This window comes from Rapidithrix thailandica (assembly GCF_039710355.1).
Taxonomy (GTDB): domain Bacteria; phylum Bacteroidota; class Bacteroidia; order Cytophagales; family Flammeovirgaceae; genus Rapidithrix; species Rapidithrix thailandica.
In genome coordinates this window covers 1-11,717 of the sequence record NZ_JBDKWZ010000021.1, presented here as the reverse complement: position 1 = coordinate 11,717, position 11,717 = coordinate 1, and the positions used below count along the sequence as shown (strand labels likewise).

General features: G+C 41.4%; 9 protein-coding genes and 1 pseudogene. All 10 read left to right on the top strand.

The window, feature by feature from the left end; translation table 11 throughout:
• Positions 1-173 precede the first annotated feature (173 nt).
• The 10 genes and pseudogenes from AAG747_RS25290 to AAG747_RS25245 all read left to right on the top strand — a co-directional run bounded on the left by AAG747_RS25290 (position 174) and on the right by AAG747_RS25245 (position 11,473).
• Entirely contained in the window at positions 174-5,960 is a 5,787-nt protein-coding gene (locus tag AAG747_RS25290) for an RHS repeat-associated core domain-containing protein (protein ID WP_346824041.1), read from the top strand.
• On the top strand, positions 5,957-6,421 hold the full coding sequence (locus AAG747_RS25285) for a hypothetical protein (protein ID WP_346824040.1): 465 nt from the start codon (positions 5,957-5,959) through the stop codon (positions 6,419-6,421). The genes AAG747_RS25290 and AAG747_RS25285 overlap by 4 nt, the downstream gene beginning before the upstream one ends.
• A gap of 71 nt (positions 6,422-6,492) precedes the next feature.
• The gene (locus tag AAG747_RS25280) at positions 6,493-7,218 is read left to right on the top strand and encodes a hypothetical protein (RefSeq protein WP_346824039.1); all 726 of its coding nucleotides are present in this window, start codon (positions 6,493-6,495) and stop codon (positions 7,216-7,218) included.
• 14 nt (positions 7,219-7,232) lie between these two features.
• Positions 7,233-7,781, top strand: a complete 549-nt coding sequence (locus AAG747_RS25275; RefSeq protein WP_346824038.1) for a hypothetical protein — start codon at positions 7,233-7,235, stop codon at positions 7,779-7,781.
• A 178-nt stretch (positions 7,782-7,959) separates the two neighbouring features.
• Positions 7,960-8,172 carry a hypothetical protein gene (locus AAG747_RS25270; RefSeq protein WP_346824037.1) on the top strand — a complete coding sequence of 71 codons (213 nt, stop codon included), beginning with the start codon at positions 7,960-7,962 and terminating at the stop codon, positions 8,170-8,172.
• 74 nt (positions 8,173-8,246) lie between these two features.
• The gene (locus AAG747_RS25265; protein WP_346824036.1) at positions 8,247-8,918 is read left to right on the top strand and encodes a hypothetical protein; all 672 of its coding nucleotides are present in this window, start codon (positions 8,247-8,249) and stop codon (positions 8,916-8,918) included.
• Positions 8,919-8,923: 5 nt separating this feature from the next.
• Positions 8,924-9,265 carry a hypothetical protein gene (locus AAG747_RS25260; RefSeq protein ID WP_346824035.1) on the top strand — a complete coding sequence of 114 codons (342 nt, stop codon included), beginning with the start codon at positions 8,924-8,926 and terminating at the stop codon, positions 9,263-9,265.
• 597 nt (positions 9,266-9,862) lie between these two features.
• A pseudogene (locus tag AAG747_RS25255) lies at positions 9,863-10,042 on the top strand (RHS repeat-associated core domain-containing protein); the annotation flags it as partial.
• Between the two features lie 26 nt (positions 10,043-10,068).
• Positions 10,069-10,737: a hypothetical protein gene (locus AAG747_RS25250; RefSeq protein WP_346824034.1), complete on the top strand. Its 669-nt coding sequence runs from the start codon at positions 10,069-10,071 to the stop codon at positions 10,735-10,737.
• Positions 10,738-10,744: 7 nt separating this feature from the next.
• Positions 10,745-11,473, top strand: coding sequence for a leucine-rich repeat domain-containing protein (locus tag AAG747_RS25245; protein ID WP_346824033.1), 729 nt, complete (start codon positions 10,745-10,747; stop codon positions 11,471-11,473).
• Positions 11,474-11,717 lie beyond the last annotated feature (244 nt).

Genomic DNA, 11,717 nt, shown 5'->3' with positions numbered 1-11,717 from the left:
GATTTAAAAGTATGCTATATCAAAATATATATAGAATTTTGTTGCTTTTTGTAGCCTGCTATTATACTAACCCTATTATTAGTTGTGCTCAAAGTTGTTCTATAGAAAATGTAAGTGGTGATTCGGAATGTGTAGGTGGAACATATTTTTACCGTCTTGAAGGAGGTTCCCAAGTGACTAGAACGGAGTGGCTAGTAAAAGGTGGGGACAAACTGTCAAGTACCCCAACTTCTGTCGAGGTAAAGTGGACAGCTGATATCGAATATCAAAGATATCTGTCAGCATACGGATATGATAGAGACAATAGAGTGGTTATGGAGTGTACTTACTATGCTTCTACTCCTAGTGCAGGCTCAATTTCTGTTTCCAATAACTCTGTCTGCTATGGGGAACCTGTTACTTTAAATTACTCCGGTTCTGGGACTTTACTGACATATCAACAATCCACTAATGGAACATACTGGTCCGACATTACTGGAAATATACCGACTATTTCTGGTGATGTAAAATTTCGGGCGAAAGTTCAAAACTCTTGTGGGAATATTGATTATACCGGATCTAAGGCGGTGGATATGTATGATGCCCCAAAAATAACAGAACTTCAAATTCTCAATGGGTGGGATGTTGTAATGACCTCAACCGGATCGCGTACATCCTATCAACTTGGGGATAACGGAGGTGATGAATTAACTTTTAGAATCACTAAAGTAGAAGGGTTTCCAAAAAGGTTTGAATGGTCAAAACATGATAAGGAAACTGGTGAATGGGTGGTATTACCTACATCTTCGGATCACAAAGAATATAGAGAAGTAATTACAGAAACTACGAATTTCAAAATAGTTCCTATTTCAGTTGAAGATTGTCGTGGAGAGAGAGAGACCCATATTATTTCGGTAACGGTTACAGAACCCACTAACCCTGGATATATCCAAGTACTAGATGAACTGGGAAACATCATTCCTCCTTCACAAGAGAACTCTTCTCCCCCTGAACTTGCTTATTGTGTACCCAATGTAATTCAGCTTCAATTAAAAAACTTTACAGGCTCTGTTCGGCGTTGGGAAAAATCTCTCGACGGTGGACCTTGGCAATATATCAATGAAACGTCTTCTCAAATTACTGAAGGTATTACGGAAGCAACAAGATACAGGGCTTATGTGAAAAGTGGAAGCAGTGTAGGAAAGTATACAAGTGCAATTACTGTTCTACCTGAACCTGTAGATGATTTTACTTTACAGGCTTCTGCAGACAGGGTTCCTTATGGGAGTAAAGTCAGGCTAACGTTGAATTCAACGAACCAGGATTATACTATCAAATACAATTGGTATAAAAATTATGATTTAGTTCATTCTGGTAAAATCTATACAACTCCCCCTTTGGAGGAAACATCTACTTTTCTTGTAACTGTTGAGAATGAATATTGTGAAAGTGCTGGCAAAACGATTACTATCGAACTGGAAGACGATCCGGAAAAAGTCCTTAACTGGACTACTAACCGCGCTTTTGATAAGGATGGGAATGTAATTGCTTCCAGTAAATCTTATTTTGATTTAAAAGGACTTGCGCTACAATCCCAAAGTAAGTCCTATGCCACCAATACTATTTTTGCTACGCAACCCATTTACGATCAATACGGCCGTCCGGTCATCAGTACGATGTCCGCCCCTCTGCCGGAGGTAATACAGGGTTTTACTTATCAGCCGGACTTTGTGACAGTGAATGGCGGACAGCCTTTGACCGAAAGCGACTACAATACGCCCTTGGACAATACCACCCCGGGAACTTTGGGTTGGTATTACAGTGCCAACAACGATAAAGAGCCCAATACCCCGCAAACCGGCTTTCCCTATAGCCGGACAGAGTACTATGATGACGGGACGGGAGAAGTAAAACGCTCCGGAGGGCCCGGGGAGCACCATAAGATTGGCAGTGGGCATGAAGTGTATTCCAAGCTCTTTCCTTTGCTGCAGGAACTGGACGAAGATGCGGGGACAGGTACTCCGGTACCTTATGCTTATTTATCCGTACGAAACCAGATCGTATTTGGCAATCAGAATATCCTCAAGCCTCAAAGCCTAATGGGCAAAGGCCTGAAAAGCGTCAGCCGGGATGTGAATGGCAAGGAGGTGATTTCCTTTATGGATCAGGACGAAAACGTGTTGGCCACTGCTGTAGCTTTGGACCGGGAAGGGCAACCTATCACTATGAAGGTTCAAAAGACCTTTGTTGAAGGAGACGAACTGACGCCTTTTGATTTCCATATTCCCGAAAAGGCAGACAGTACAAATACTACCCTAACCCTTACGACTACTACAGTCAATGGAAACTCTTTGTCAATTGTAGATTTAACAACCATGCAACCGGTAGCCGGGGTACCTACTGAAGGGGGAATACTGGACTTAGGGCCTGGTTTTTATCGCCTGGTTCCCGTGGGGCCTTGCTCAATGGCCTATGAGCTTACCTATTATAACTTTACCTATAATTTTTACAACGATATAGGAAAACTGGTGGCCAGCATTTCTCCCAAAGGAGTGCAACAATTGCAACAGGACGTAGCTTACGAGTACATCGATAAAAATACCTTCCAATACAATGCCCAGGGCTGGTTGCTCTCTCAAAAGGAAACAGATGCAGGTCAAGGTGACTTAATTTACCGCAGGGATGGCAACATCCGCTTTTCCCGCAATGCCCAGCAAGCCTTGGATGACCGCTTTTCATATACCACCTACGATCGCTTTGGACGGGTGTTGGAATCCGGAGAATACCGGGAGGGAACGGTCAAGTTCCAATCTTATGCCGAAGCAGCCGAAGGACCGATTGACATTTGTTCAACTAACGAAATAAAAGTGACCGGGCCTACGGTGACGGATTCTTACAGTGAAGTAAGCCAGATTTATACCGAAGGAGAGGTAATCGTACAAGGAACGGTGAGTTTTACCGCCCATCAGTCGGTGGAATTAAACCCCGGTTTTGTAGCCGACCCGGGGGTGATTTTTACCGCGGATGTGATTCCCGGAAACTGCTATCCCGAGGGCTCGGAGAGCTTGCATGCGGCCAAGGATCCGGCTGGAAACCCACTGGTCGAAAGTGCCTATAGCAATACGACTTTGACCGGGGGGCTGGAGCGTGCCCATTGCTATGGGGTGAATCGTATGACTTACGATATGCCGGTAGCAGGCTCGGGGCGCAGCCAGGATTTTACCATGGGAGGGGTCTCTTACACCGAATACCAACCGGAACCCAATGGCCCGGTGGTGCACAAAACCTGGTACAGTTACAATGATCTGGGACAGGCCACCTGGATGGTACAATATATCGAAGGGCTGGGCTTGAAAACAGTGGACTATACCTACGATTATTTTGGCAATGTGACCGAGGTGGCCTATCAGAAAGGCGTGGTAGGAGAGGAGTTTTACCATCGCTATACCTACGATGCCGATCAGCGTCTGTTCACTGCCTCCACCAGTTTTAACGGGACGGATTGGCAACGGCAAGCTAACTACATTTATTACCTGCACGGCCCCTTGAAGCGGGTAGAAGTGGCCGACCAGTTGCAAGGAACGGATTATGTATATACCCTGCAAGGTTGGTTAAAAGGGATCAACAGCTTGAACAGTAGTGCTGACCAGGATGGCAACTTTGCCCCGGATGTATTCAGCATGCGGCTGGACTACTTCTCCGGGGATTATACGGGAGGAGCCACGGCCTTCACCCAAGAAATAGGCAATTTACCAGCGGAAGCGAAGGAAGACTTCGGAGGAAATATCCGGACCATGGCCTGGCAGACCTTAAAGCCGGAGCAAAGTCCTGAGGTTATGGAGGCTCCTTCCTTGTACGCCTACCAGTATGACGAACGCTACCAACTCAAACAGGCCGACTTCGGGACTTTGAACGGACTGAATGCCCAGATGGACAACTTTAAGTACAAGTTGCAGGGCTTGCAATACGACCTCAACGGCAATATCCTGAACTTGCAACGAAACTATGCCGACCCGGCTGCGGCCTATGCTACGGATGCGTTTACCTATACCTATGAAACCGTTCCCGGTAGCCAGACGACCAACAACCGTTTACAATCCGTGAGCGATTATGCCAACTATCACTATAACGCCATCGGGCAGTTGATAGAGGAAAACCGCCACTACCAGGGCGAGACCCAAACCCAGCAACTGGAATACGATGTGACGGGCAAAGTACTGGCCGTGCGGGACGCTTCCGGGCAGTTAAAGGTCAGCTTTGGCTACGATGACAAAGGCTTACGGCAGAAAAAGACCAATCACGAGACGGGTAAAACCACCTGGTATGTACGGGATGCCAGCGGCAGTGTGTTGGGTATTTACGAAACGGTGCAGGACCTGACCATGCCTTTGGAAGTTCCCATTTACGGGGCAGGGCGTCTGGGTTCCTACCATTATCTGGCCAAGGAGATGAGCTGGGAGGCGCGTTACGAGCAAAAAGATCACCTGGGCAATGTGCGGGCAGTGTACAGAAGCCACTCCGAATGGGACTACCTGGCCACGGTGGATGCGGACCAGCTGGACAAAGAGGAAAACGAATTGGGCTTCCAAAATATCCGGGAGAGCCACGATCCTTCCCAGGGCTATCAGAACAGTACGGGAGCGGCCCGCCTGAATGCGGGAAATTTGCAGGCAGTAGGCCCTTACAAGGAATTTAGTGTACAGCCGGGCGATAAGATCAGCGCCACGGTAATGTTCCGTTACGAAACCGATCCGGTGCACAAAACTCTGTACAATAACACCCAACTGTTGGGCAACGGGGGAGATGGCATCGACCAACCGCTCAACACCTTTGGCGTATTCCCGATGCCAGGCAGCACTGAAGGCCAGGTGCCCCATGCCTATCTACGGATCGAACTGCAAGACGAAAACGGAACAACCATCAGCCAGCAGGCCAGCTATGTGACCCCAGCCAAAGGCGGCTGGTACGAAATCAACCCCAGTCCGGTGGAACTGACCGCCAGCCAAAGCGGCACGGTAAAAGTCTTTGTGGCCAACGAAAGCGATGTGGACGTATGGTTTGACAATTTACAAATCACCTACAGCCCCCGTCTGGAAGTAATCTCCGCCTTGGATTATTACCCCTATGGCAGTATCTTGCAAGAACTTCACTTAGAAGGAGTGGACAAAGGCCGTTATGACTACCAGGGGGACTTTGCCGAGAAAGACCAAGAAACCGGCTGGAATGCTTTTGAACTGCGAAACTACGACCCTGTTATTGGGCGATGGCTATCAGTTGATCCTAAACGGGTTGGCTTTTCTCCTTACATTGGAATGACTAATGATCCTGTAAACTTAGTTGATCCCGATGGAGGTAGTCCATTCTCTACTCATACAGACAAAGATGGGAATGTTGTGGCTGTTTATGATGATGACGATTTAGGTGTTTACCAACATAATATGAGTTTTGAAGACACACAAGCACATCTTGTAGCTAATTATTCAGCCTCAAATACAGGTGCAGGTGGTATGCTTATGGGACAAACATACTTTTGGGATGAATTTCAAAATGGAGGAAGAATTATGTTTGGAGATTCTTGGAATTCTACAATAGAGTCTTTACACGAGGTTTCTAAAGGAATGAATTTGTTAGAGATCAGAGATGCCTCAAAAAGGTTTCAGAAATTCGATATAAAAGAGAACTCTGATATGGCTCCATACGGAATAAATACAGGGAAGTTATTATATGGCCGATATGCCACTGCGAGATCAGCCGGTAATTTTTTGGCAGGATATAATGCAAGTAGGGGTAAATTGGGAATAGCAAGCCTTAAGCTAACAGGATACATGAAACTGGCAGGGTCTTACCATGTTCATGGTGAGTTGAGTAAGGGAGCTATTTATAATATTATTATAAATGATGGGGCATGTGGGCCTGCTCCTTATTATGGTGAAATCCCCTATGCCGGGCGAATGATTGAAATGGGCTGGAAACATAGATGACAAAAGGAATGAAGATTAAGCTTTCGTATTTAATTATCATTGGACTGACGGTTTTTCTTGGTGTTGGTGGAATACTTAATTTTTATCTGAATCGAATAGAAAGAAGAAGTCAACCTGCGACAAGGAAAGTTGAAATTCGTTCATCAGATGGTGACTTCTCTATTTTTATTAAATTAAAAAGTTGGGGAATGACAGGAGACCATCAAGTAATTGTAATTTCCGAGAATCCAAATGACTCATTTCAAGTAGACAACTCAACTGATTATATTTATGAGGGGTTAATTCCTTTTTTCTACAAGCAAAATGGGGATACATTAAAAATTTACGCTACGAAAAAATCTCCTGTACCTGAAAATTTTAAGAACGGCATAGTTATCAAACAAATTGAATTGAATAATGCTGAGTTAATGAACTTGTATGATGACTATGAAGAAAAAGGTCTTAAAAAAATCAGTAATTAGTTTATAATCTCCCCCGCTGGCGCGGATTTGTAATCCCCCCTCGCGCAAGTCTTTTTGACTTTGAAGCTAGGATGTATGATGGGAGAATAGGAAGGTGGACTACTGTAGATCCAAATCGTCAGTTTTGGTCTCCTTATTTGGGAATGGGAAATAATCCAATCATAGGGTTTGATTTGGATGGAGCTTGGTTGTTTTTTGGTAATAGAAAATCGGCAGAAATAGCAACCAAAAATGTTAATGCTATCTTTTCGGATAAATTTGGGTTAGACAATGCTGTGTCAGTCGCAGAAATAGATGTTGAAGTGACATATTATAAAACCTTTATTCATGAGTGGTTTGGTATAAAAAGTACTAAAGTTGAAACCCGATATTACATAGAGCCCAATGGAGAGTGGGATATTTCTGATTTAGGTGCTGAGGATCAATTTATTGCTAATTCATTTTTAGATGTGCTTAACTCTAGAACACATATTAGAGGAGCAATTGTTGATCCAAATTTTCCAGCAAGTGGTCCATATACTGTTGGGCAAATTTATGGCGTAACTAAGAGTCCTCACCTTTTTCTTATTCCCTCTGATTTGCCTGATTATGATCCCAATAGAACCAATTTTAATATAGGTTCCCAAATTTTGCATGAAGTATTATGGCATATTAGTCCAGCAGGGCAAACTTTATTGAACTCAGGGAGAAACTCCAATTGGCTATATGGCAGAATTGGAGGTAGAAGTGGAAATTCTCATGAAATGAAACTCAACTTGATTAATCAAAGTTTACCGAAGCGTACTGGAAATTTTTAGGTTAAAAGAGGCGTATGATTAAGAAGAAATCTGTTTTTAAAGGTTTATTGGTACTACTTATTTTTAACTACCTTACCTATTTGTTTATAGGTGAGGCAATGCTTGAAGATATGGTTTTTCGAGATTTTAAAAGGTTTAATACATCTCGATTGTCTGAAGCTAATCAGGCACTTTTAAGTGATGTTTTCTTTTTTTCATCATGTGGCCATGAGTTTTTTCGGGACGAGAAAGAGTTAAGTCAACTAATTGGTAGTTCAGCTAGTAGCACTAGCTTTTCTAATGAAGATTATTCTCACTATGCTAAAGTTTTTGACTTTAATGATGATGTGGCCAAAATTTTAACAGATCAATTGTCTTCAGGTGATTCTCTTACTTGTGTTATTTACAAAGTATGTCATTTAGGAAACTCTCCTCTTTTTCTTGCAAAATTAGACTTTACGAGAATCTATTCTGAACATTTGGATTTTCATGCTCTGGTTCATGGCGGCCAATTTTCACAGGAAAGAAGTAGATATATTTGGGTGCTTTTTAGGTGGGTTAAGCTACAAACAGAAACTATTTAGTATTTATTGACTTGTCTTCGATTGCTTATTCATTTTATGTAAGTCAATATTAAATTCTTACTCAGAATGATAGCTATATTTTTAGAGGTTTTAATGTTTTTTATCGGTGTAATTAACTGATTACAAGTTAAATAGATGGTATTGAATTCTTTGTACCCAACAAAAGCGATGTGGACGTATGGACTGGGCGTCCCCGTTCGACAACCTGCAAATCACCTACAGCCCCCGTCTGGAAGTAATCTCCGCCTTGGATGAGTACCCCTATGGCAGTATCTTGCAAGAACACCACTTAGAAGGAGTGGACAAAGGCCGCTACGACTACCAGACTAGCCGTCCGCAGGAAACTTTGCCGAAAAAGACCAAGAGACCGGCTGGAATGCGTTTGAGTTAAGAAATTATGACCCTATAATAGGACGTTGGCTCACTACCGATCCGTATGGGCAATATTTCAGTCCCTACTTGGGTATGGGTAACAATCCTGTTAATCGTTTTGACCCTGATGGTGGATTTGATTGGTATAGAAATAATCAGACAAACGATGTGGTTTGGATAGATGGCTCAGCAGAGGTTGATGGCTTTACACACTTATCTGCCAATGCGCTTGACCCTTCAGTAATTGGTGCAATTAGCTCAAGTATACAGGCTGGTGGATTTGATAAGTTTTTAGAGTACTTTAATAATTCTCGTTTAGGCAGTGATTATTTCTTTGACCTTTCTAACACATTTGATTTTCCTCGTGAGGGGTGGTTAGCGTCATTAATAGATAACAGTTTGCCAATAAGTGATGCTTTCCACATTTCAGAATGGACACACAGCTCAATTGCTAATGGGACAGAAGCTAATAATGCTCTTGAGCATCATATCGGAACAGTTTTAATGACGAATAGATGGGGCCCTGGATCTGCTGGTGCGATAACTACTGCCAATGAAATCAGAGGATTAATAATTAATGATAGACAAAGTGGGAGGATGCTTGATGCGCTAAGAGGTCGACCTGGCACTGCATTCGAATGGAAGGATATCGGGAATAATATTATCGGAGGATGGAAGTATACTAAGTGGCATTTTTCGAATTATGTATTTAATCGAAATGCATGGTTTAACGACATGCCTTCTAACGCAAAAGTTTTGCATTAATCACTATGAGTAAAAATGCGCTATATATCCTTTCTACTTTATTTTTCATAGGTTGTGGAGAACAAAAAGATTTTGTTCACAAGGTGGAATTGGCACCGATAAATACAAACGGAACACTTTATTATGATTTATACAAGACAGGTATTGATAATTATAAGTACGAATTTAAAATAAGTACTAAGCAGGATACACTAGATGTGTTTGTGGTGCATTTAAATGATGCTACCTACAAAAATATAGAGTTTAATGTGAAGGAAAATAGAGATACAATATTTATCAACTCCAATTGGAATTTAGGCCGTTATAGTAAATTGGTAAAAAATAAAATGGTTGTTTTGAAAGAGTAGTAAACAAAATCATTTAAAAATATTAGCCAGGTTTAGACAGCCTGGCTGGAATGCGTTTGAGCTGAGGATGTATGCTGGGAAAGTTGGGAATAAATCCAAACTTCCCACCCTTTAGAGGTCTAAAGAGTCCGAACGGCCAAATAACCTCTCAGCCCCAAAGGGGCCAAATCACATAGCCAAGGGAGCAGCCCTTGAAAAAAAGGGAGATTCCATCCCAGCCCTGAAAGGGCGGGATATCTTTTAATCCCAGGCTCGTTATTGTATTTCGCCCCTTCGGAGCTATGGCTACATTTCCTATGGTTATTTCAGGGCTGCTCCCTGAACTATTGGATGGCGTCCCTCCGGGACTTTTAGGAGAGTCTATTTAAAAGTAACAAATCCCTGACAAAGTTGTCAAGAAGGTTTCGGTATTTCCTTTTAAAGAAAGGTTTGATTTTGAATTTTATAACTTGCAAATTCCTTATTGGAAGTGCTCTCCACCTTGGATGAGTACCCCTACGGTAGTATCTTGCAAGAACTTCACTTAGAAGGAGTGGACAAAGGCCGCTACGACTACCAGACTAGCCGTCCGCAGGAAACTTTGCCGAAAAAGACCAAGAGACCGGCTGGAATGCGTTTGAGGCTAGGATGTATGATGGGAAAGTAGGAAGATGGTTGAGTACGGATCCGGCCAGGCAGTTTGCTTCGCCTTATGTGGGGATGGGGAATAGTCCGGTGAATGGTGTTGACCCGGATGGGGGGGGTGGCATCCTGAAGAAGATGGAAATGGAAATATAGTATTAGTTGCTGATCCTGGAGATAATATGGAAACTTTAGAGCAGTATCTATCTGGTATGGGGCTTGAATTGAGTTTTTACGACCGTTATGAAATACTGAACCAAATTCCATTTGTTAATGGTGGTATTAAAGAAGGGCTAGCTTTGTCTTCAAGTACTGGTCTATTCAATAATTTAGTAGGAAAGTATCTTACTTATTCTCAAAGTCAAAATCCAAGATGGGGTGCTACTAAATTCAATGGAAACAATTGTTCTCCAACCACTTTTAACAGAGTAGATAAAGCTATGGAATATGTTTATGGGAATGATGTTTTAGGCAAAATGCTTATGTCAAATTCATTATACAGCAAGTGGCAAGGAAAAGGAAATCAATTTGCAGCTGGTGTACTTTCTGCGTTAGGTTATGGTAATATAATAGACGAAAATAGCATAAGAAATGGTTTGCTTAGTCCTGGAGCTGTACTAAGACTAAGTCAAACTCCTGGACCTGATGGAACAGGAGTGTCATGGCATGCTGCTATTTTTCTTCATTATAATCGTGATTCAAATGGTAGGATAATAGGCTTAACATATTGGCATCAAGTGCCTTATCCTAATAAAAGTTATACAGCTACTAGTACATTTGGATTCAATAATCAAGGAGTATATAATTTTTCTCGTGGTTATCAAACAATACTTGGAACGAATTTTAAATAATCTACTATTGAAAAATTTATTAATTCTTAGTTTTTGCTTTACTATAGTAAAACTTCATGCGCAAGCTAATTACCAGTACATTGATGAAAATACAATTCAATTGATCCTTAGTGCTAAGAAGATTGATAATACTCGAATAATTAATGAGGTATTAAAAAAACCAAAATCAGAGAAACTCAAAAACTTGTCAATTGCTGGCAATATATCCAAGTTACCCCAAGAGATTTATGCATTAAATTGGGTTGAAGTAATTGAAATTACAGTAGATAATCCATTAGAATTAGATAGGGACTTCAGTAAGTTTGAAAGTTTGAAGAATTTGGCTGTTTTTTCGGGTCTTTCTAGCATAGATGAAGATATTATTTTACTTAATATTCAATCTGTTTGGTTTCCAAATTCAGGATTATCTGCTTTTCCTAAAGCTATTTGTTCATGGGAAAATTTAGAATATATTGATATACAAAATGGTAATTTTGAAACAATACCTAAAGAGATTTCTAATTTAGAGCATCTTAAACATTTAAATCTGAGTAATAATGGGATAGAAAAACTACCTGAGGAAATCGGGGGTTTGAAAAGTTTACAATCCTTAGGCTTGGGAAGCAACCCCCTTCAAACTTTACCCATGTCAATATGTAAATTAGTTTCTTTGTCTGAACTTTATCTTACATTAACACCAAAGCTTATATTATCTAAGGATTTAGAAAATTGTCTCAAATGTGAAATATTTAAATAACTGATATGCAAACCTTTATTTAGTGTTCTCTCACGAGTGATGTTGTGGATGTGAGTTTAGGATATGTTAGCCAAATAGAAAATTTCTATTCTTCAGTTCAGTCAGATTCATCAGGCATTCTCAACTAGTGTTAAGTAAAATTTAAAATAACGTAATAATTCAGTACCTTTAGAAAAAAGATGAAAAGGTACAGGGTCAAATTACTGCAAGAAGAAGTATCCGAGCTTAGAGCGATAATTGATAA

Bases quoted from the DNA above. Each gene is read 5' to 3' on its own strand.
- AAG747_RS25285 (WP_346824040.1), top strand. From the start codon at position 5,957: ATGACAAAAGGAATGAAGATTAAGCTTTCGTATTTAATTATCATTGGA.
- AAG747_RS25280 (WP_346824039.1), top strand. From the start codon at position 6,493: ATGTATGATGGGAGAATAGGAAGGTGGACTACTGTAGATCCAAATCGT.
- AAG747_RS25275 (WP_346824038.1), top strand. From the start codon at position 7,233: ATGATTAAGAAGAAATCTGTTTTTAAAGGTTTATTGGTACTACTTATT.
- AAG747_RS25270 (WP_346824037.1), top strand. From the start codon at position 7,960: ATGGACTGGGCGTCCCCGTTCGACAACCTGCAAATCACCTACAGCCCC.
- AAG747_RS25265 (WP_346824036.1), top strand. From the start codon at position 8,247: ATGGGTAACAATCCTGTTAATCGTTTTGACCCTGATGGTGGATTTGAT.
- AAG747_RS25260 (WP_346824035.1), top strand. From the start codon at position 8,924: ATGAGTAAAAATGCGCTATATATCCTTTCTACTTTATTTTTCATAGGT.
- AAG747_RS25250 (WP_346824034.1), top strand. From the start codon at position 10,069: ATGGAAACTTTAGAGCAGTATCTATCTGGTATGGGGCTTGAATTGAGT.